This is a genomic window from Rugamonas rubra, assembly GCF_900114705.1.
Taxonomy (GTDB): Bacteria; Pseudomonadota; Gammaproteobacteria; order Burkholderiales; family Burkholderiaceae_D; genus Rugamonas; species Rugamonas rubra.
Genome location: NZ_FOTW01000027.1, coordinates 75,882 through 96,873, shown reverse-complemented (window position 1 = coordinate 96,873; position 20,992 = coordinate 75,882). Strand labels below are relative to the sequence as shown.

Genomic DNA, 20,992 nt, shown 5'->3' with positions numbered 1-20,992 from the left:
CCGTACGGGGTCTGACCCCGGCCTTAGCGCTTTGCGGGGTTATCGGCGAACGGGCCCGCCGGCAGCACGCGCCGCAGCCGCGCCATCTCGTCATACAGCACCGCCATGTGGTTGAGCCGGCCCCAGGACTCGGCGCAGCCGACCATATACAGCCGGCATTTGGCCCGCGTGATCGCCACATTAAGCAGGTTTGGCTTTTCCAGCGCCCAGGCGCGCGCGCCGGCGCCGGCCTTGCCCGCCGCCGTCCCCAGCACCAGGAAAACGATCTCCGCCTCCTTGCCCTGGAAGGTGTGAACGGTGCCGCACTCGACGCCCTTGATGCCGGCCGCCCGCACGCGGCGGGCGCAGGCGTCCTTCACCTTGCGGAACGGCGAGATCACGTAGATCTTCACCGCCCTTGGCTTGCCGTCGGCGCCGCGTTCGCCGGCCACATGCGCCGGCTGGTCCTGCAAACGGCGCAGCAGCTCGACCAGCACATCAATCTCCTCGTCCACCACCGGATGCTGCGCCTTGGCCGCGCGCACGTCGAACCAGGCGCTGGCGCCGAGCACACAACGGAAGTCGACCGCCTCGCCCTGGCCCTGCGGGTCCACCCTGCCCTGCACCATCTGGCCGCCGTAGGCGATGCGGTTGGCCACCGAGAACATCGGCTCGTCGCAGCGCCGGTGGGTGCGCAGCGGCATGCCAGTCCAGATGCGGCGCGGCTCCAGCCCCGGCCCGTCGTCCTGCGCCACCCACGAACCAAAGGCGGTGACGCGGTCGGCCAGCGTCTGCACCGACTGCTCGGCCGGCGACCAGATGGCCGCCACGCCGCGCCGCCGGCGCAGGTCCTCGGCCACCGCCAGCGGCACCGTGAACACCGGCTCGATCTGCAGCGGATCGCCGATCAACACCGCGCGCCGGCTGCGCCAGATGGCGCCGGCGGTCGATTGCGGCGTCGCCTGGCCCGCCTCGTCGACCAGCAACCAGCCCAGCGACTCCTGCCCCATGCCCTGGAACAGGCGGTCGAACGAGGCCATGGTGGTCGACACCACCGGCACGATGAAGAACAGGATGTCCCACAGGATGGGGCGCTGTTCCGGCAGCAGCTTGCCCCGGCTGGCGCCGGTCAGCATGGCGCTGACGGCGCGCAGGTTGCCGATGAAGCGGCCGGCGTTGGCCAGCACGGTGAGCCGGTGCAGCTCCATCGATTGCAGGAATATCTTGGCGCGCAGCGTGTCCAGCGCGGCGCAGACGCCGACCGACAAGCGGTGGCGCTGCTCGGCCGGCAGCGCCCAGAAGCCGGCGTCCGGGAAGTGGCGCACGCCGATCTGGTAGCCGGCCTGCAGGTCCAGCTGGTGCTGGCGGAACTGCGCCTCGGTTTTCTGCTTCTCGGCCGCGTCGGCCTCGCGGCGCTGCCGCTTGGTCTGCGCCACCGCCTCGCAGGACATGGCGGCGCGGGCCAGCTCCGCCAGCGCCTCGCTGGCTTGTGCCAGCGCCGTGGTCGGCTCGTCCAGGCTGCTGCGGCGTGCCGCCATGGCCGCCGTCTCGCGGCCTAGCCAGGCCATCAAGCGGTCCCACAGGCCCGGCCGGGCGCGCTCGCGCAGCTGCTCGAGCAGGGCGCGGCGGCCGTCGATCAGGGTGCGCTGCACGGCCATCGCCTCGCGGCTGGCGGCCAGTTCGACCTTGGCCGCCTCGATCTGCCGGTCCCACTCCTGCAGGCCGGCCAGCTGCGCTGCCAGCCGCCCGCGGCAGGCGTCCAGGCCCAGCGCGGCCTGCTCGGCCTTGAGCAGCAGCGCGCGCTTGGCGTCGAACTCCTCGACCAGTGCGCGCAGGGCATGGCGCGCCTGCTGCCACTCGTTTTGGTAGCGGGCGTAGTCGGCGGTGGCCGCCTCGAGCAGCTGCTTCATCGACGGCGGCGCCGGCTTGGCCGATTCGGCGGCCGCTGCCGCCGGGGCGGACGGCGTGGATCGAGTTGACGGAGTGGCCGGCGCGGACAGCGTGGATGACGCGGACTGCGAGAATGGCGGCGTTTGCGTGGACTGCGCCGCAGGCGTCGCCGGCGTATCGAACAGCTGGCCGTTTGCGCCGCCCGTGGCAGCTTTGGCGGGGTTGGTCGCGTTGGCCGCGTTGGCCGCGTGGGCCTCGGGCTTGCTGAACTCGTCGCGGAAGAAGCCCTGCGCGAACGAGCGGCGGTTGCCGGCGTTGCCCAGCGCCGCCGCCACCATGCCCCAGCAGGCGATAGTCGCGCCGTCCTCGCCCTGCACCTTCTGCGCCGCGAACACGGCGCCGATCACCTCGTCGAAATAGCTGGCCGGGCCGAACTCGGCCGACACCTTTTTGCGCGCCGGCAGCTCCTGCGTGATGTTCTTGACGGCGTTGTTGTTGGTGCTGGCGACGACGATGGAGCTGCCGTCCATGATCTCGGCGCGCAGCGGGAAGACGTTCTTGCCGGCCACCTCGACGGTGTCGGCGAAAACGTCGGCCGGCCGCTGCAGTTCCATCAGGCGCAGCGCGCGCTGCGTGACCACGTCGGCGATCACGTCGCACAGCAGCGTGGTCTTGCCGGTGCCGGGCGGGCCGTTGACGCCGACCACGCCGCCCGCCGGGCCCAACACGCGCAGGATCTGCGCCACCGCCGCCTGCTGCGCCAGCACCAGCGGGAACTTGGCCGGCGCCGGCCAGCGCGCGCGCGGCAGGTGGGCCACGCTGAGCAGGCCGGTCATGGCCGCCTGGTCGGCCAGAATGTCGCGCCGCGCCGCCAACGCCAGCGGCGCGCCCAAATAGGCGCCCAGCGCCTGGCCGAAGGGCTCGCCGCGCTGCGCCTGGCCGATCAGGCGGTCCAGGTCGTCGAGGTAGAAGGAGTTGAGGAAGTCGCCGGCGTTCTGCAGGTCGGCCTCCATGTACTTGCGGTTGACGCGGGTCGAGCGCACCACCAGGCGCCAGTCCAGGCGGGCGTCGTCGGCGCCGGCGCCGATCCGCCGCAGCAGCAGGCCCAGCTCCTCGTCCAGCTCGACCCAGCCGAGGCCACGGGGCTTGGCGGCGCGCGCCTCGGCGCCTGTTGCGGCGGCGGGGCGCCCGGTGGGCGCAATCGGCGCACGGTCGACGGCCGCGTCAGTGTCAACGGCGCCCAGCACCCCGCCCGAAGGCCCGCCTTCGACCGCCGGCGGCCGTTGGCGGCGCTGGGCGAACTCCTCGCGCGCGCCGGCCAGCCGGGCGCTCAGGCCCTCCAGCGCCTCGTCCTTGCGCAGCAGGTCGACGCCGTACACGTAGCTGGCCGCCAGATAGCTGTCCGGCTTGGCCGCGCCGTCCTCGCCGACCACGAAGGCGCCCAGCCAACCGGTGCCGCCGGAGCGCTCGCGTTCGCGCTCGCTCAACTCGGCCGCCTCGCCGCGCGGCGCCATCGCCTTCAGCAGCAGGCCCTCCAGTTGCTCGGTGTCGGCCACGCCCAGGTAGACCAGGTGGATCCAGCCGTGCGTGGCGCTCGGCGCGTACTCGCGGCGGCGCCAGGGCAGCACCTCGCCGCGCCGCAGCGTCAGCACATGGCTGCTGGCGGTCGCCTCGCGCGCGCCGGGCGCGGCGGGAATGTTGAAGATCTCCAGATCGCGCCAAAAACTAAGAATGGGAAGTGGACCAGCTGCCGGATTTGTCAAAAAAATGCCTCGTGGGTGCGGACCGGCGCGGCGGCCGCGCGGCCGGCGCCAAAGTCGAAAGGCGCAATCTTACTCCCAAGGCAAGGCCGCCGTACAGCCGGCGCGCCGCCGAGGCTGCCGCGCCACACTCGCGCCGCGCCGGTGCCGGTGGCGCGGCCGATTTCGCCGGCAAACCCGGCCGTCCCGGGCGGATGATGATTCTGGTCAATATCGGGCGGCGGCCGGCGGGTGACGATAGATGCGGCATTGCAAGAAATTCCGTCCTTCCCGTCCACTCCCGGAGACCGCCGTGGCAAACACCTTCACACTCAAGCAACTGTTCGCCTACCTGTCCGGCCTGGCCGCCGTCATGGGCCTGTGCCTGCTGGCGGCGCTGCTGGCGATAGCGCAGAAACAGGACGAGCTGGCCAAGGTGACCGACACGCGCTACCAGTCCTACCTGCTGGCCGACGAGCTGCGCCAGGGCTCCGACGACCTGACCCGGCTGGCGCGCACCTACGTGCTGACCGCCGACCCCGCCTACGAGCAGCAATACCTCGACATCCTCGCCATCCGCAACGGCAGCAAGCCCCGGCCGCAGCAATACCAGCGCATCTACTGGGATTTCGTCGCCGCCGGCAAGGCCAAGCCGCGTCCGGACGGCGCCACGGCCTCGCTGGCCGAGCTGATGAAACGGGCCGGCTTCACCGAGCAGGAGTTCGCCAAGTTGAAGCAGGCCCAGGCCAACTCGGACGCGCTGGTCAAGACCGAGGTCGTCGCCATGAACGCGGTCAAGGGCCAGTTCGACGACGGCAAGGGCGGCTTCAGCCTCAAGGGCGTGCCGGACCTGGAGCTGGCCCGCAAGCTCATGCACGACAAGAACTACCACCAGTACAAGGCCAACATCATGGCGCCCATCGACGAGTTCTTCGTCCTGCTCGACCAGCGCACCCAGGCCGGCGTCGACGCGGCGGCGCGCGCCGGCGGCCAGGTCTTCGCGCTGGCCGTGGCCCTGCTGGCGCTGCTGTGCGGCGGCCTGGGCGCCGCCCTGCTGCTGGTCTACCGCCGCCTGCGCGGCCAATTGGGCGGCGAGCCGGCCTACGCCGCCGCCGTGGCCGACCGCATCGCCGCCGGCCAGCTGGCCTTCGCCGTCGAGCTGCGCGACGGCGACCGCGCCAGCCTGCTGTTCGCCATGGGCGCGATGCGCCAGCGCCTGGCCGAGATCGTCGGCGAGGTGCGCAACGGCACCGACAGCATCGCCACCGCCGCCGGCCAGATCGCCGCCGGCAACCTCGACCTGTCTAAGCGCACCGAGGAGCAGGCCGGCTCACTCGAGCAGACCGCCGCGTCGATGGAGCGGCTCACCGCCACCGTCAAGCAGAACGCCGACAACGCGCGCCAGGCGCGCCAGCTGGCCGAGTCGGCCACCGACGTCGCACTCAAGGGCGGAGCGGTGGTCGGCCAGGTGGTCGAGACGATGAGCTCGATCAACGACTCGTCCAAGCAGATCGCCGACATCATCGGCGTCATCGACGGCATCGCCTTCCAGACCAACATCTTGGCGCTCAACGCGGCGGTGGAGGCGGCGCGCGCCGGCGAGCAGGGCCGCGGCTTCGCCGTCGTCGCCAGCGAGGTGCGCAACCTGGCGCAACGCGCCGCCGCCGCCGCCAAGGAGATCAAGGACCTGATCGTTGACTCGGTCGACAAGGTCGGCGCCGGCGCCCGACTGGTCGACCAGGCCGGCGCGACGATGCAGGAGATCGTCGCCAGCGTCAAGCGGGTCACCGACGTGATGAGCGAAATCGCCGCCGCCAGCGGCGAGCAGACCGCCGGCATCGAGCAGATCAACCAAGCCGTCAACCAGATGGACCAGGCGACGCAGCAGAACGCCGCGCTGGTCGAGCAGGCCGCCGCCGCCGCCGGCTCGCTGCGCCAGCAGGCCGGCCACCTGGCCGGCGTGGTCGGCGTGTTCCAGCTCGCCGAGGCCGGCCGCGCCCCGGCCCGGCCGGCCGCCGCCGCGCGCGCCGCCGTCGCGGCGCCGCCCGCCGGGCCCGCCCTGGCGAGCGGCAAGCCCGGCGCGCAGGTCCTTGGCCAGCAGGCCGCCGGCAAAGCCGGCGCGACGGCCGGCAGCGCCAAGAAGCGCCGCCCGGCGCTGGCCACTGCGGAGAGCGAATGGGAAGAGTTCTGACAGCGCCAAGTCACGACCGAACGGCCGCGAACAGCGCTCGGGGTCAGTGCCGACAATCGGACATTCACGCGCTGAATGTCCGATTGTCGGCACTGACCCCGCCTGCTATTCTGCGGCTATACTTCCAGCCACTCCTTGCGCACGGCGGCGTCGGCGCGCAGCTGCTGCGGCGTGCCTTCGAAGACGATGGCGCCGTGGCCCATCACGTAGACGCGCTGCGAGATGTCGAGCGCGATGGCCAGCTTTTGTTCGACCAGCAACACCGAGACGCCCTTCTCTTTCAGCGCCTGTAGATACTGCGCCACCAGCGCGACGATCTTCGGCGCCAGGCCCTCGGTCGGCTCGTCGATCATGATCAGGTCGGGGTCGCCCATCAGGCTGCGGCACAAGGTCAGCATCTGCTGCTCGCCGCCGGACAACACGCCGGCGGCCACCTGGCGCCGCTCTTGCAGGCGGGGAAACATCGCGTACATGTCGTCCAAACGCCAGCGTCCAGATTGGACGTTCTTCTTCTGCCCGAGGATCAGGTTTTGTTCGGCCGTGAGCGTGGCAAAGATGTCGCGGTTCTCCGGCACGTAGCCCAGGCCCAGGTGGGCGATCTGGAAGGCCTTCAGGCCGAGGATCTCGGCGCCCTTGAAGCGCACCGAGCCGGTGGCGCTGACCTGGCCCATCGCCGCCTTGACCAGCGTCGAGCGGCCCACGCCGTTGCGGCCGAGCAGGCTGACGATTTCGCCCGCGCCGACCCGCAGGTCGACGCCGTGCAGCACGTGGCTCTTGCCGTAGTAGGCGTGCAGGCCGCGTATGTCGAGCAGATCCGTCATGCCGCCTCCTCGTCGGCGCCGCCCAGGTAGGCGGCCTGCACCGCCGCGTTGTTGCGGATGTTGGCCGGCGTGTCGCAGGCGATCATTTCGCCGTAGACCAGCACGGCGATCCTGTCGGCCAGGCCGAATACCACGCTCATGTCGTGCTCCACCATCAAGAGGGTCTTGCCGATAGTTACCTTGCGGATCAGCTCGACGGCGGCGTCGGACTCGGAACGGCTCATGCCGGCGGTCGGCTCGTCGAGCAGGATGACGTTGGCCCCGCCGGCGATGGTGATGCCGATCTCCAGCGCGCGTTGCTCGGCATAGCTGAGCACGCCTGCCAGCACGGCGCGCTGGCGTTGTAGGCCGATCTGTTCGAGCACGATTTCGACCCGCTCGTGGGCGTCGCGCAGGCCGCCGAGCCGCTGCCAGAAGGAGTATTTGTAGCCCAGCGACCACAATACGGCGCAGCGCAGGTTCTCGTAGACGGACAAATGGACGAACAAATTGCTGATCTGGAAGCTGCGGGCCAGCCCGCGCCGGTTGATTTGGTAGGGTTTCAGGCGCGTGATGTTCTCGCCGTTGAGCACGATCTCGCCGGAACTGGCCGGGAAGCGGCCCGAAATCAGGTTGAACAGCGTCGATTTCCCGGCACCGTTGGGGCCGATCACGGCCAGCCGCTCGCCCTGCGCCACCGCCAGGTTGGCGCCACGGATGATCTGGGCGGCGCCGAATTGCTTGCGCACGTCTTTCAGTTCGAGGGCGTTCATCGGCCGGCGCTCCCTGTTTTCAAGGCGATCTCGGCGTTGGCCGTCTGCCAGGCGCTCTGGAAGGACGGTTGGCAGCGGCGCCAGGCCAGCACGCCGAGCAGCACCATTGCGCCGGCCACGCACCAGGGCAGGGCCGTCGCCGTGTCCGCGTTCAAGCCGAACAGGCGCTTGACGCTGCCGTCGGCCGAGTCCAACGTCAGGTGGTAGAGCATTTCCACGGCGCCGATCAAACCCAGCAGGCCGGGCAGCACGGCCAAGCCCATCATTCCCAGCGAGGGGCCGACCCGGCCCAGCTTGCCGTGCAGCGCAAGCCGCAGCAACTGCATCAACAGGCTGGCCAGCCCGGCCGGCGCGTAGCGCACCAGCAACACGAAGAACAGCCCCAGATACAACTGCCAGGCCGGCGTGAAGTCCGACAGCAACACGGCGAACAGGACGCCGACCACGGCGCCCAGCAAGGGCCCGAAGAAGAAGCCGATGCCGCCGATGAAGGTGAACAGCAGCACGCTGCCCGAGCGCAGGGCGCTGACGTTCTCCGCGCTGACGATCTCGAAGTTGATCGCCGCCAAGCCGCCGGACACGCCGGCGAAAAAGGCCGACAGGATCAAGGTCAGGTAGCGCACCCAGCGGGTGTCGTAGCCGATGAACTCGACCCGCTCGGGGTTGTCGCGCACGGCGTTGATCAGCCGGCCCAGCGGTGTGTGGGTGAAGGCGTACATGGCGACGGTGCAGACGAACAACCATGCGGCGATCAAATAGTAGACCTGGATCTGCGGCCCGAACGTGATGCCGAACGGCGCCGCGCCCATGACGCGGTTGGTGGTCACGCCACCCTCGCCGCCGAAGAAGCCGGGGAACATCAGCGAACTGGCAAACACCAGTTCGACCAGCCCCAGCGTGATCATGGCGAAGGTGGTGCCGGCCTTGCGCGTGGTGACATAGCCGAACACGACGCCGAAACCCATCCCCGCGACGCCGCCCACCAGCGGCACCAGGCTGACCGGCAAGCCGGACCAGACGCCGCCGGAAGCGGCGGCCGCGTTCATCGCGTGGATGGCGAAGAAGGCGCCGAGGCCGGAATATACCGCGTGGCCGAACGACAACATGCCGCCCTGCCCCAGCAGCATGTTGTAGGACAGGCCGAAGATCATCACCGTGCCCATTTGCGACAGCAGGGTCAGCGCGCCGCCCTTGGCGAAGACCAGCGGCGCCAACAACAGCAGCGCGGCGTAGCCGCCCCAGGCCAGGTGGCGGCCCAGGTTCAGCGGCGCGAAGCTGAGCCGGCTTTCGTTGTGACGTTTAACTCGGCCTTCAAGCGGGCCGTCAAGCTGGCTGCCCATGCCGTTTTCGATGTGTCCCGCCTTCATTCCCGCGTCCCCATCAGCCCCTTGGGCCGGAAAATCAGTATCAACACCAACAGCAGGAAGGGCAGAATGGCCGCGCTCTGGGCGATGGTGACGTTGAGCAAGGCGAAGCCGGGCGTGGCCGGCGTGACTTGCGCGCCGAGCCGGCCCAGCACGCTTGCCAGGGAGTAGTCCAGCGCCACCGCCGTCGTCTGCATGATGCCGATCAGTATCGAGGCGACGAAGGCCCCGGCCAGCGAGCCCATGCCGCCGACCACCACCACCACGAAGATGATGCTGCCGACGGTGGCCGCCATGGCCGGCTCGGTGACGAAGGCGTTGCCGCCGATCACCCCGGCCAGCCCCGCCAGCGCGCTGCCGCCGCCGAACACCCACATGAAGATGCGCGGCACGTTGTGGCCCAGCGCCTCGGCCGCCTCGGGGTGGGTCAGCGCCGCCTGGATCACCAGTCCGACCCGCGTGCGCGTCAGCAGCAGGTAGACGCCGCCCAGCATGGCCAGCGCCACCAGCATCATGAAGCCGCGATACTTGGGGAAACTGGTGCTAAACAGCGTGAACAAGGGGCCGTCCAACTCCTTGGGAATGGGATAGTTGAGCGCCGCGCGGCCCCAGACCAGTTGCACCAGTTCGACGATCAGGTAGGACAGGCCGAAGGTGAACAGCAGTTCCGGGATGTTGCCCAGCTTGTGCAACGGCCGCAGGCCGTAGCGTTCGACCAGCGCGCCGAACAGGCCCACGGCCAGCGGCGCCAGCAGCAGCGCCGGCCAAAAACCGATGCGCGCGCTGATGCTGCAGGCGATGTAGGCGCCCAGCATGTAAAAGCTGGCGTGGGCGAAATTGAGCACCCCCATCATGCTGAAGATGAGCGTCAGCCCGGACGACAGCATGAACAGCAGCAGTCCGTAACTGACGCCGTTCAGCAGTGTAAACAGCGTGAATTCCATCGAATGGCGCCCGGTTTAGCCTGGGCGCTTCATCTGGCAGGAGGTCGGCTGGCCAGATACATAGGCGTCGATCTTCTTGTCCAGTTTCCAGCCGTAGCCGGTGTTTTCCTGGTCGAAGCGCACATCTTTGCCGTTGACCTTGCTCCAGGTGCCGATATACAGCGCCTGTTGCAACTGGTGGTCCTTCTTCTGCATCCACACCTCGCCGTTGATCGACTGCACCTTCATGTCCTCCATGGCGAAGGCGACCTTGACCGGATCGGCCGTGCGTGCGGTTTTGATCGCCTGCGACAGTATGGTGATGATGCTATGGGTTTGCGCGGCGTAATAGTCGTCGTTGTATTTGGCCTTGAAGGCGGTGACGATCTCCTTGCCGGCGAAGGTTTCGTTGTTGGCCATCCAGTTGCCGACGATCTTGGTGCGCTCGGCGCCGGCCGCCCCCATGGCCGTCGGCACGCCGGTGGTGATGCCGTAGTAGGTGTAGAAATTGGCCTTCAGGTCGGCGTCCTTGGCGGCGCGGATCAGCAAGGCCAGGTCGGCGCCCCAATTGCCGGTGATGACGGTGTCGGCACCGGCCGCCTTGATCTTGGCGATGTAGGGCGAGAAGTCCTTCACCTGGGCGATCGGGTGCAGGTCGTCGCCGACGATGCGGATGTCGGGCCGCTTGCGCGTCAGGTACTCGCGCGCGGCGCGGGCGACGGCGTGGCCGAAGGCGTAGTTCTGGCCGATGATGTAGACCTTCTTGATGCTGGCGTCCGGCGCCATGAAGCTGGTCAGCGCCTCCATCTTCATGTCGGAATTGGCGTCGAAGCGGAAATGCCAGAAGCTGCACTTGCTGTTGGTCATGTCCGGGTCGACCGCCGCGTAGTTCAGGTAGACCACTTCCTTGCCCGGATTACGCTCGTTGTGCTTGTTGACGGCGTCCAGCAACGCCAGGCCGACACCCGAGCCGTTGCCCTGGGTGATGTAGCGGTAGCCCTGGTCGATCACGCCTTTCAGCTGGGTCAGCGACTCCTGCGGGCTGCCCTTGTTGTCGAAACCCACCACTTCGATCTGCTTGTCGCCCGCCCACTTGCCCTTGTTGGCCATGTCGGCGATCAACTGGAAGCTTTTCAGCTGGTTCTGCCCGACCGGTGCGAACGGGCCGGACAGCGGGTCGATGAAGGCGATCTTCACTGTTTCCGCCGCCGCCGTTCCAATGGCGAGGCAGGAGGTGAACACGGCAGCAAAAGCGGTGGTACGAACAACAACGGCGCGCGAGCATTTCGTCATGGTGTCTCCATTGATTTTGTGGTTGGCCGGGTCGTGGCGCCCGGCCTGGTTTGCTACCGTGCAGCGAAAACTAAATCGTCGGCAGTTTGTGCTCCTTGTACTGGTCGCGCAGCTTGTTCTTCTGGATCTTGCCGGTGCCGCCGACCGGCAGCGCGTCGGTGAAGACCACGTCGTCCGGCAACCACCACTTGGCGATCTTGCCGTCGAAGAAGAGCAGCAACTCCTCGCGGCTGACCTGCTGGCCGGGGCGCAACACCACCACCAGCAGCGGGCGCTCGTCCCATTTCGGATGGGCAACGCCGATGCAGGCGGCCTGCAGCACGGCCGGGTGGGCCATGGCGATGTTTTCCAGGTCGATGGTGCCGATCCATTCGCCGCCGGACTTGATGACGTCCTTGCTGCGGTCGGTGATCTGCATATAGCCGTCCGGATCGATGGTGGCCACGTCGCCGGTCGGGAACCAGCCGTCCTGCAACACGTCGCCGCCCTCCTCCTTGTAGTATTTGGCGATGATCCACGGCCCGCGCACCAGCAGGTGGCCGTAGCCGACGCCGTCCCAAGGCAGCTCCTTGCCGTCGTCGTCGACGATCTTCATGTCCACGCCGTACACCGCATGTCCTTGTTTTTGCAGGATTTTGCGCTGCCCGTCCCGGTCCAGTTCGAGATGCTTGGACATCAAGGTGCAGGTGGTGCCCAACGGCGACATTTCCGTCATGCCCCAGGCGTGCACCACCTCCACACCGAAGTCGTCGATCAAGGTGTTCATCATCGCCGGCGGGCAGGCCGAGCCGCCGATCACCGTGCGGCGGAAGGTGGAGAACTTCAGATTGTTCTGCTTGGCATAGTTGATCAGGCCCAGCCAGACCGTCGGCACGCCGGCGGAGAAGGTCACGCCCTCGTTCTCGAACAGCTCGTAGACCGACTTGCCGTCCAGCGCGGCGCCGGGGAACACCAGCTTGGCGCCGGACAGCGGCACCGAGTACGGCAGGCCCCAGGCGTTGACGTGGAACATCGGCACGACCGGCATCACCGTGTCGCGCGAGGAGACGTTGAGCGCGTTCGGCATCGCCGAGCCGTAGGCGTGCAGCACGGTCGAGCGGTGCGAGTACAAGGCGCCCTTGGGGTTGCCGGTGGTGCCGGAGGTGTAGCACAAGGTGGCGGCGGCGTTCTCGTCGAACTGCGGCCAGCTGTAGTCGTCCGAGTGCGAGTTGATCAAGTCCTCGTAGCACAGCAGGTTGGGGATCTTGCTCTCGGCCGGCATGCGCGCGCGGTCGCACATCAGGATGAACCCCTTGGTGGTCTTGCAATGCGCCGCGATCGCCTCGGCCACCGGCAGGAAGGTCAGGTCGAGCAGCAGATACTGGTCTTCCGCGTGGTTCATGATGTAGGCCACCTGCTCGGGGTGCAGCCGCGGATTGATCGTGTGCAGCACGGCGCCCGAACCGGACACGGCGTAGTAGGCCTCCAAGTGGCGGTAGCCGTTCCAGGCCAGCGTGGCGACGCGGTCGCCCATGCGCACGCCCAGGCCGTGCAGCGCGTTGGCCAGCCGGCGGGCGCGCTGGTGGCACTCGCGGTAGGTGTAGCGGTGCATATCACCCTCCACCCGGCGCGAAACGATCTCGCTGGCGCCGTAGTGGCGGGCGGCGAATTCGAGGATATTCGAAATGAGCAAAGGCTGGCTCATCATCTGGCCCATCAGGGGACTCATCGGTAAAGACGGCATTGATGCTCCTGCAAAGTGAACGAATGCGGCTGAGTTTGGAACGACCGTGCTAAAACCGTCAACTTTTTTCGATGCTGCGCCGCAATAACTGCGCACATTCGAAGAAGTATTTGACAAACATGGCGAAATAACAGTGTTAGCGAGTGTAACGGTACTGCAAAAAACCATTTGCGCCCAATACAATTCGCCCGGTAGGTTAGAATTCCCCATTTGGCCGTTGTGATCGCCGACACCGGCCGCCACTGAAACAGCCTCCGACTGGAACTGCCATTACTGCCGCCACTGCCGCCACTGCCGCCAAACTGCCGCTGGACAACTCCTTCGCGTCCCTGCCCGCTGTTTTCTACACCCGGCTGATGCCGACCCCGCTGCCGGCGCCGTACCTGGTAGCCGTCAGCGACACGGCCGCCGGCCTGCTCGGCCTCGACCCGGCCCTGCTGGCGCGCCAGGACTACCTCGACACCCTGACCGGCAACGCCGTGCCCGAACGCGCGCAACCGCTGGCGGCCGTGTATTCCGGCCACCAGTTCGGCGTCTGGGCCGGCCAGCTGGGCGACGGCCGCGCCATCCTGCTGGGCGAGATGGACGGCCCCGACGGCCCGATCGAGCTGCAACTGAAGGGCGCCGGCCTGACGCCTTACTCGCGCATGGGCGACGGCCGCGCCGTGCTGCGCTCGTCGATCCGCGAATTCCTCTGCTCCGAGGCGATGCACGCGCTCGGCATCCCCACCTCGCGCGCGCTGTCCGTCACCGGCTCCGACCAGGGCGTGATGCGCGAAACGGTCGAAAGCTCGGCCGTGGTGCTGCGCATGGCGCCCAGCTTCGTCCGCTTCGGCTCCTTCGAGCACTGGTTCCACAAGCGCCAACCGGCCCATCTGAAAGTGCTGGCCGACTATGTGATCGCGCGCTTTTACCCGCAGTTGTTGGACGAAGAGAATAAGTACGAGGCCTTGCTGGCCGAAGTGACGCGCCGCACCGCCCACATGATCGCCCATTGGCAGGCGGTCGGCTTCATGCACGGCGTGATGAACACCGACAACATGTCGATCCTCGGCCTGACCTTGGACTACGGCCCCTTCGGCTTCATGGAGTCCTTCGACGCCGAGCACATCTGCAACCACACCGACCAGCAGGGCCGTTACTCCTACGCCATGCAGCCGCAGATCGGCCACTGGAACTGCTACGCGCTGGGCCAGGCCTTGCTGCCGCTGATCGGCGAGGTCGAGGCGGCGCAGGCGGCGTTGGACATCTACCAGGGCGAGTACGCCGCCAAGATCAGCGAATTGCTGCACGCCAAACTCGGCCTGGCCGCCGAGCAGGCCGGCGACCAAGCCCTGTTCGACGCGATGTTCGCGCTAATGCAGGCCAACGGCGTCGATTTCACGCTGTTCTTCCGCCGCTTGGGCAATCTGCAGCGCGACCACGCCGGCGCCGACGAGCCGCTGCGCGACCTGTTCATCGACCGCCCCGCCTTCGACGCCTGGGCGCTGCAGTACCGCGCCCGCCTGCACCAGGAAAGCCGCGGCGACGCCGAACGCAAGGCGGCGATGGACGGCGTCAACCCCAAGTACGTTTTGCGCAACTACCTGGCGCAAGTTGCCATTGAAAAAGCACAGAACAAGGACTTTACTGAAGTGGCGCGCCTGCTGTCGGTTTTACAGCGCCCCTACGACGAACAGCCGGAGCACGAGTCCTACGCGGCGCTGCCGCCGGACTGGGCCAGCGAGCTCGAAGTCAGCTGCTCTTCCTAATACTTCATTCATTCAAGAAAGTCGATCATGACCACCGATAAAGTACATAAGACCGACGCCGAGTGGCGCGCCATGCTCGACCCCATGCAGTTCGAGGTGAGCCGCCACGCCGCCACCGAGCGCGCCTTCAGCGGCCAGTTCTGGGACCACCACGAGCACGGCGTCTATACTTGCGTCTGCTGCAACACGCCGCTGTTCCGCTCCGACGCCAAGTTCGACTCCGGTTGCGGCTGGCCCAGCTATTTCGAAGCGATCAACCCCGACAACGTCGGCGAAATCGTCGACCGTAGCCATGGTATGCTGCGCACCGAGATCATCTGCGCCGTCTGCGACGCCCACCTGGGCCACGTCTTCCCCGACGGGCCGCCGCCAACCGGCTTACGCTATTGCATCAATTCGGCCTCGCTACGCTTCGATCCGCAATAGAGTCCACCACACAATCCCACAATAACTACTCAGAGCACGCAGAATAACCATGAAATTCTTGTTCGACTTCTTCCCCCTGCTGGTCTTCTTCGGCGCCTTCAAATGGGGCGGCGCCAACGCCGAACTGGCCACCAACTATATCAACACCCATCTGAGCGGCATCATCTCCGGCGGCTCGATCACCGCCGACCTGGCGCCGATGATCGTCGCCACCATCGCCGGCGTGGCCGCCACGGCCGCGCAAATCGGCTATCTGCTGGCGCGCGGGCGCAAGGTCGACACCATCTTGTGGATCTCGCTATTGCTGTTCGTGTTCTTCGGCGGCCTGACCATTTATTTCCACGACGAAAATCTGATTAAGTGGAAGCTGACGATCTTCTATTGGGGCTCGGCGATCGCCTTAACCGGCGCGCAGTTGATCTTTAAAAAGAATCTGATGCGCAAGTCGATGGAGGCGATCATGCAATTGCCCGATCCGATCTGGCAGCGCTTGAACCTGATCTGGATCAGCTTCTTCACCTTTATGGGCTTCCTCAACCTGTACGTCGCCTTCGTGCTGTTTAAGGGCGACACGGCGGCCTGGGTCAGCTTCAAGGCCTTCGGCTCGACCGCGATCATGTTCGCCTTCATCATCGGCCAGACTTTCTATTTGTCCAAACACATGAAGGAAGAGGCATGAACAGCGTAAACAACGGCGGCGACGGCCGCATCGAACGCATCCGCGCCGCCCTGCAAGCCGCCCTGGCGCCGCTGGAATTGCTGCTCGACGACGACTCGGCCAAGCACGCCGGCCACGCCGGCGCCGCCTCGGGCGGCGGCCACTACAACTTGCGCATCGTTTCGGCGCAATTTGAGGGGCTCAAACTCGTCACAAGACATCGACTCGTGTATGATTCCGTGCACGATATGATGCATAAAGAAATTCATGCATTGGCCATTACCGCACTGGCACCGTCCGAAGTATGATGTAGCGCAAAGTTTGGCGAATGATTCAGATAGGCCTTAGAATAATCGAACAGATTCGGCCGATGCAGGATCCAAGCTTTTGACTAGCACTTTTCACGAAAACTTTCCCTCTACAGGAATTAATAATGACTTTCAAGCCAGCCCGTTTGCTGATCGCACTTATCGCAGTTGTCGCCGCACCAGCGTTCGCACAAAACATTGCTGTGGTCAACGGCAAAGCCATCCCGACCTCGCGCGTCGATGCTGTAGTCAAGCAAGTAGTTGCCCAGGGCCAGCAACCAGATTCCCCGCAACTGCGTGAACTGATCAAGAAAGACCTGATCGGCCGCGAAGTCATGATGCAGGAAGCGGAAAAGCAAGGTTTCGGCAAGGATGCCACGGTCAAGACGCAACTGGAAAACGCCCGCCAAGCCATCATCATCAACGCCCTGGTGGCCGACTTCGTCAAGAAGAACCCGGTCAAAGACGCCGACATCAAGGCTGAATACGACAAGTTCACGGCCCAGGCCGGCGACAAGGAATTCCATGTCCGCCACATCCTGGTCGAGACCGAAGCCGAAGCCAACGCCGTTATCGCCAAGCTGAAGGGCGGCGCCAAGTTCGAAGAACTGGCCAAGACCTCGAAAGACACCGGTTCGGCATCGAACGGCGGCGATCTGGACTGGGCGACCCCGTCGTCCTTCCCGAAAGCGTTCTCCGACGCCTTCGTCGCGCTGGCCAAGGGCCAAGTCACCGAGAAAGCCGTGCAAACCCCGAACGGTTTCCACGTCATCAAAGTGGACGACATCCGTCCAGCCAAGCTGCCTACCCTGGAAGAAGTGAAACCGCAAATCGCGGAAGCGCTGACCCAGAAGAAGCTGCAAGCCTTCCAAGAAGAAATGGTCAAAAAGGCCAAGGTTCAGTAATGCTGTGATCGCCGGCGCCCCCAGGGGCGCCGGTTTCGATTCGGCCTTAGACTATGCGCCCCCGCCGCGCACTTACTCGTTTTATAGGATCTGATAATGATGTTGAAGCCTGCTCGCCTGTTGTTAGCCCTGATCGCTGTTATCGCAGCACCAGTTTTCGCCCAGAACGCGGTCACCGTCAACGGCAAGGCCATTCCTGCCGCCCGCGTCGACCAGATGGTCAAGCAAGTCGTGGCCCAGGGCCAACAGCAAGACAGCCCGCAGCTGCGCGAGGCCATCAAGAAGGAACTGATCGGCCGTGAAGTGCTGATCCAGGAAGCCGACAAGCAAGGCTACGGCATGCGTCCGGAAGTCAAGTCGCAGATCGAGAACACCCGCCAAAGCGTCATCATCAACGCCATGCTGGCCGACTACGTGAAGAAAAACCCGGTCAAGGACGCCGAGATCAAAGCCGAGTACGACAAGTACAAGGCCGCCATGGGCGAGAAGGAATACCACTCGCGCCACATCCTGGTCGGCACCGAAGCCGAAGCCAAGGACATCATCGCCAAGCTGAAGGCCGGCGGCAAGTTCGAAGAGCTGGCCAAGGTCTCCAAGGACGGTTCCGCCAACAACGGCGGCGACCTCGGCTGGATGGCACCGGGCAAGCTGGTCAAGCCTTTCGCCGACGCCATGGTGGCCCTGAAAAACGGCCAATACACCGAAACCCCGGTCAAGACCGAGTTCGGCTTCCACGTCATCAAGATGGAAGAGTCGCGCGCGACCAAGCTGCCTTCGCTGGAAGAAGTCAAAGGCCAGATCGCCGAAGCGATGCAACAGAAGAAAATCGCCGCCTTCCGCGACGATCTGATGAAAAAAGCCAAGATCCAATAAGATCGCCCTGGCATTAAAAAGCGCTTCCTCGGAAGCGCTTTTTGCATTTATGCGCCGGCGTTTCCACGTCGGCGCTTTTAGGGGCCGGGTTTGGCTAGCGCTCGGTGCCGGCCGCAGGGGTGCGGTAGTCCTCGGCCACCAGATTGTACTTTTGCATCTTGTGGTACAGGGTCTGCTTGGGCAGGCTGAGCACGATGCAGGCCTCGGCGACGTTGCCGGCCACATTGCGCAGTTCGCGCTCGATCAGCGCCTTTTCGAAGCCGTTGACCTGCTCGGACAGCGGCGCCGGCGCGGCGTCGCGCGCCGCCAGGATGCCCTCCCCGCCGCTCGACAAGCCCAGCACGAAGCGGTCGGCGATGTTGCGCAGCTCGCGCACATTGCCCGGCCAGGCGTGCGCCATCAGCGAATGCATCATCGCACCGGAAATAATGGGCGCCGGCCGCTTGTAGCGCGCCGCCGCGTCCAGCACGAAATGCTCGAACAGCAAGGGAATGTCCTCGCGCCGCTCGCGCAGCGGCGGCAGGTGCAGCACGATCAGGTTCAGCCGGTAATACAGGTCGCTGCGGAACTTTTGCTGGTCGGACAGCTCCTTCAAATCGGCCTTGGAGGCGGCGATCACCCGCACGTCGACCGGCAGCAGGTTGTTCGAGCCCAGCCGCTCGACATAGCGCTCCTGCAGCACGCGCAGCAGCTTGACCTGCAGGGCCATCGGCAGGCTCTCGATCTCGTCGAGGAACAGCGAACCCTGGTCGGCGTGCTCGATCTTGCCGATCTGCCGCTTGGCGGCGCCGGTGAAGGCGCCCGGTTCGTGGCCGAAGACCTCGCTCTCGAATATGCTCTCCGGAATCGCGCCGCAGTTGATGGCGACGAAGTTGTGCTTGGCGCGGCGGCTGTGCTGGTGCAGGCAACGCGCCACCATCTCCTTGCCGGTGCCGGTTTCGCCGTAGATCAGCACGTCGGCCGGCTCGTCGGCCAAGTCGAGGATCAGGCGGCGCACGTCGCGGATGGCCGCCGAGTTACCCAACAGCATGGCCTCGATACCCTCGTTGTGCTCCAGCTTGCGGCGCAGGCTGTGCACCTCCAGCATCAGCCGGCGCGTGGCGACGGCGCGCTGCACCACATCGACCAGTTGCTCGGATGAATAGGGTTTGGCGATGAAGTCGTAGGCGCCGTCGCGCATGGCCTGCACGGCCATGGTGATGTCGCCATGGCCGGTGACTATAATCACCGGCAACTCCGGATCGATCAACTTGACCGCCGCCAGCAGCTCCAGTCCGTTCATGCCGGGCAGCCGCACATCGCTCACCAGCACGCCGGCAAAACCCGGCGTGATCAGCTTGTAGGCCAGTTCGGCCGAGTGAAAGGAGCGCACCTCCAGCCCTGCCAGCTCGAGCGCCTGCTCGCTGCCGGCGCGCACGGTGGCGTCGTCCTCGACCAGCAGGACCTGCAGCGGCAGCTGCGCCGACAATGCGTCAATCATGTCCAAGCTCCTGCTCCGCGACCTTCAATTCGATGGCGAACTGGGCGCCACCGCCCGGGGCTGATTCCGCCCTCAATATACCACCGAACTCACGCACTATTTGCTCCGAAATGGCCAAGCCCAGGCCCAACCCCTGTCCCTGCGGCTTGGTGGTGAAAAAAGGTTCGAACAGATGGCTGCGCATCTCTTCCGTCATGCCGGGGCCGCTGTCGGCCACCCGGATCAGCACCCGCGCGCCGGCGCTGTCGACGCTGACGGTCAGTTGCCGCAGCTCGCTGTCGGCCATCGCGTCGAGCGCGTTGTTGAACAGGTTGACCAGCACCTGCTCCAAGCGGTTGCTGTCGCACAAGGCGTTGGCGCCGGGGCTGCGCATGTGCAGGCGGAAATCGACGCGCTCCAGGTCCATGCGCCGCTCGACCAGGAACAGCGCGTTGGCGATCGCCGTCTGCAGCGCCACGGCGCTCGGCGGCGCCGTCGATTTGCGCGCAAACACCTTCAACTGCCCGGTAATCGTCCCCATCCGGCCGACAATCTGCGAGATCGTCACCAGGTTGCTCTTGACCACCTCGAGCCGGCCGCGCTCCAGCAACACCACGGCGTTGTCGGACATGGTGCGCAGCGCCGTCAGCGGCTGGTTCAGCTCGTGGGTGATGCCGGCCGACATCTGGCCGAGCACCGCCATCTTGCCGGCCTGGAACAGCTCGTTCTGCGTCACCTGCAGCTTTTGCTCGGCCTGGCGGCGCACGGCGATCTCCTCGCTCAGGTTTTGCGTCATCTGGCGCAGGCTATAGGTGCGTTCGGCCACCATGATTTCCAGATTGTCATAGGCGTGCTGCAAGTCCTCCCTGGCCTTGCGGCGCTGGCGGGTGGCGCGCAGCCGCTGCCGCACGTAGAGGAACAGCATGACGAGGAAACCCTCGGCCACGCAGGAGAAGATAAAGGCGGCCTGGGCGTTGGAGCGCGCCTGGCTGAGGTCGGAAAGATAGATGAACTCCCAGTTGCGCGGCGCCAGGGAGCGCCGCTGCATCAACATGCCGGAGGCGCGCCCCTCCTTGCCGTTGATCTGGGCCTGCTCCGGCACCTGCACCTTGCGCGTGCCGTCGTCCATTTCCGGCTGGTAGGCGAAGCCCAGCGGTTCCAGCGGGTGGGAGAAGTATTGCCGTGTCTTCTCCAGGCGGTGGCGCACATCGGCCGACAGCGGCGCCAGCGTCCGGTACTTCCACGATGGTACGGAACTCAGGAAAACCACGCCATGCTCGTCGCTGAGCATGACCTTGTCGCCGCCCTGCACCCAGGTCTTCTCCAGTTTTTCGATGTTGACCTTGACCGTGGCCACGCCCAGCATCTGGCCGTCGTGGTAGATGCCGTGGGCGAAGAAGTAGCCGGGCTCCAAGCGAGTGGTGCCGACGCCGTAGAAGCCGCCCGGCGTGCGCTGCAAAGCATCGCGCACATAGGGGCGGAAGGAAACGTTATCGCCGACGAAGCTGTCTTTTTCGCGCCAATTGCTCGACGCCTGGGTGATCCCCTTGAGATTCACGACGTAGATGGTGGTAGAGCGGGCCTGTTGGTTGACCCGCTCCAGATAGACGTTGACGGCCGCGCGCAGCGCCGGGTCGTCGGGCTGCTTGAGCAAGGCGATCACATCCTTGTTCAACTCCAGCGTGCGCGGCAGGAAATCGTACTTGTCGAGCAGGTTCTCCAGGCTGGCGGCGTAGGCGTTGAGCCTTTGCGCGCCGCTTACCCGCAGCCTGTCGGTGGTGATTTTTCCGGCCCAGTAATAGGCCAGACTGGCCAGCGCCAGACAGAACAGCAATACGCCGCCCCAGGCCAGCACCTGGCCACGCGACCAGCGTGCGCGGCCATGTCGGCTCGGGCCGGCATTCGTGTGTTGGGTGGAGGACTGCATAGGACTCTCT

At 65.9% G+C, this 20,992-nt stretch carries 16 protein-coding genes; 7 read left to right on the top strand and 9 right to left on the bottom strand.

Translation table 11 applies throughout. The features are described from left to right. Positions 1 to 23 precede the first annotated feature (23 nt). Positions 24 to 3,632: a DEAD/DEAH box helicase gene (locus BM252_RS24755; RefSeq protein WP_093390340.1), complete on the bottom strand. Its 3,609-nt coding sequence runs from the start codon at positions 3,630 to 3,632 to the stop codon at positions 24 to 26. A 238-nt stretch (positions 3,633 to 3,870) separates the two neighbouring features. Here BM252_RS24755 and BM252_RS24750 point away from each other — a divergent pair, with 238 nt between their 5' ends. Further along, positions 3,871 to 5,799, top strand: coding sequence for a methyl-accepting chemotaxis protein (locus BM252_RS24750; RefSeq protein WP_281249389.1), 1,929 nt, complete (start codon positions 3,871 to 3,873; stop codon positions 5,797 to 5,799). A gap of 116 nt (positions 5,800 to 5,915) precedes the next feature. Here the strand turns inward: BM252_RS24750 and BM252_RS24745 are convergent, their stop codons facing one another. From BM252_RS24745 to BM252_RS24720, 6 genes are all read right to left on the bottom strand, one after another. Continuing rightward, a complete protein-coding gene (locus BM252_RS24745; RefSeq protein ID WP_174900673.1) occupies positions 5,916 to 6,620 on the bottom strand; it encodes an ABC transporter ATP-binding protein in 705 nt (234 codons plus the stop codon). Beyond that, positions 6,617 to 7,372: an ABC transporter ATP-binding protein gene (locus BM252_RS24740; protein ID WP_093390339.1), complete on the bottom strand. Its 756-nt coding sequence runs from the start codon at positions 7,370 to 7,372 to the stop codon at positions 6,617 to 6,619. Before BM252_RS24740 ends, BM252_RS24745 begins: the two co-directional genes overlap by 4 nt. Continuing rightward, complete coding sequence (locus BM252_RS24735; protein ID WP_093390355.1) at positions 7,369 to 8,712, bottom strand: branched-chain amino acid ABC transporter permease; 1,344 nt, start codon at positions 8,710 to 8,712, stop codon at positions 7,369 to 7,371. The genes BM252_RS24740 and BM252_RS24735 overlap by 4 nt, the downstream gene beginning before the upstream one ends. A 23-nt stretch (positions 8,713 to 8,735) precedes the next feature. After that, entirely contained in the window at positions 8,736 to 9,680 is a 945-nt protein-coding gene (locus tag BM252_RS24730) for a branched-chain amino acid ABC transporter permease (RefSeq protein WP_093390338.1), read from the bottom strand. A 15-nt stretch (positions 9,681 to 9,695) separates the two neighbouring features. Continuing rightward, a complete protein-coding gene (locus tag BM252_RS24725) occupies positions 9,696 to 10,952 on the bottom strand; it encodes a branched-chain amino acid ABC transporter substrate-binding protein (protein ID WP_093390337.1) in 1,257 nt (418 codons plus the stop codon). Positions 10,953 to 11,022: 70 nt separating this feature from the next. Continuing rightward, a complete protein-coding gene (locus tag BM252_RS24720; protein WP_093390336.1) occupies positions 11,023 to 12,675 on the bottom strand; it encodes a 3-(methylthio)propionyl-CoA ligase in 1,653 nt (550 codons plus the stop codon). Positions 12,676 to 12,944: 269 nt separating this feature from the next. Here BM252_RS24720 and BM252_RS24715 point away from each other — a divergent pair, with 269 nt between their 5' ends. From BM252_RS24715 to BM252_RS24690, 6 genes are all read left to right on the top strand, one after another. Then, on the top strand, positions 12,945 to 14,426 hold the full coding sequence (locus tag BM252_RS24715; protein WP_174900674.1) for a protein adenylyltransferase SelO: 1,482 nt from the start codon (positions 12,945 to 12,947) through the stop codon (positions 14,424 to 14,426). A 27-nt stretch (positions 14,427 to 14,453) separates the two neighbouring features. Then, positions 14,454 to 14,852, top strand: coding sequence for a peptide-methionine (R)-S-oxide reductase MsrB (gene msrB / locus BM252_RS24710; RefSeq protein ID WP_093390334.1), 399 nt, complete (start codon positions 14,454 to 14,456; stop codon positions 14,850 to 14,852). A gap of 49 nt (positions 14,853 to 14,901) precedes the next feature. Further along, the gene (locus BM252_RS24705) at positions 14,902 to 15,531 is read left to right on the top strand and encodes a septation protein A (protein ID WP_093390333.1); all 630 of its coding nucleotides are present in this window, start codon (positions 14,902 to 14,904) and stop codon (positions 15,529 to 15,531) included. Next, positions 15,528 to 15,818 carry a BolA family protein gene (locus BM252_RS24700; protein WP_093390332.1) on the top strand — a complete coding sequence of 97 codons (291 nt, stop codon included), beginning with the start codon at positions 15,528 to 15,530 and terminating at the stop codon, positions 15,816 to 15,818. The genes BM252_RS24705 and BM252_RS24700 overlap by 4 nt, the downstream gene beginning before the upstream one ends. A gap of 125 nt (positions 15,819 to 15,943) precedes the next feature. Further along, the gene (locus BM252_RS24695) at positions 15,944 to 16,723 is read left to right on the top strand and encodes a peptidylprolyl isomerase (RefSeq protein WP_093390331.1); all 780 of its coding nucleotides are present in this window, start codon (positions 15,944 to 15,946) and stop codon (positions 16,721 to 16,723) included. Positions 16,724 to 16,819: 96 nt separating this feature from the next. Then, positions 16,820 to 17,596 carry a peptidylprolyl isomerase gene (locus tag BM252_RS24690; RefSeq protein WP_093390330.1) on the top strand — a complete coding sequence of 259 codons (777 nt, stop codon included), beginning with the start codon at positions 16,820 to 16,822 and terminating at the stop codon, positions 17,594 to 17,596. Between the two features lie 94 nt (positions 17,597 to 17,690). Here BM252_RS24690 and BM252_RS24685 read toward each other — a convergent pair whose 3' ends face one another. Both BM252_RS24685 and BM252_RS24680 read right to left on the bottom strand, forming a co-directional pair. Beyond that, entirely contained in the window at positions 17,691 to 19,076 is a 1,386-nt protein-coding gene (locus BM252_RS24685) for a sigma-54-dependent transcriptional regulator (RefSeq protein ID WP_093390329.1), read from the bottom strand. Next, on the bottom strand, positions 19,069 to 20,982 hold the full coding sequence (locus BM252_RS24680) for a sensor histidine kinase (RefSeq protein WP_093390328.1): 1,914 nt from the start codon (positions 20,980 to 20,982) through the stop codon (positions 19,069 to 19,071). Before BM252_RS24680 ends, BM252_RS24685 begins: the two co-directional genes overlap by 8 nt. Positions 20,983 to 20,992 lie beyond the last annotated feature (10 nt).